Here is a 265-nt window from a genome sequence, read left to right as displayed (position 1 = left end):
GGTAGGCCGCCATGATCGGCTCGCCGAGATACAGGGCGACCAGCCCGGCGAGGGCAAGATACGGGCCGAAGGGGATGGGGATGCGGCGGTCGTGGCGCAGGGCCACGATCATCGCCATGCCGATCAGGCTCCCGGCCAGGCCGAGAGCAGGATCACCAGCGGCAACAGCTGCCAGCCCAGCCAGGCCCCCAGGGCGGCGAGCAGCTTGAAGTCGCCGAAGCCCATGCCCTCCTTGCCGGTGAGCAGCCGGAACAGCCAGTACACC

The 265-nt window shown here is 69.8% G+C and carries 1 pseudogene; it reads right to left on the bottom strand.

From position 1 onward, the window contains the following. Positions 1 to 265, bottom strand: a pseudogene (locus FAZ79_RS11320) (A24 family peptidase); the annotation flags it as partial.

The organism is Guyparkeria sp. SB14A, from assembly GCF_005096345.1.
Classification (GTDB): Bacteria; Pseudomonadota; Gammaproteobacteria; order Halothiobacillales; family Halothiobacillaceae; genus Guyparkeria; species Guyparkeria hydrothermalis.
Note: the sequence above shows the minus strand (reverse complement) of the source record. Positions and strands in the feature narration are given on the sequence as shown.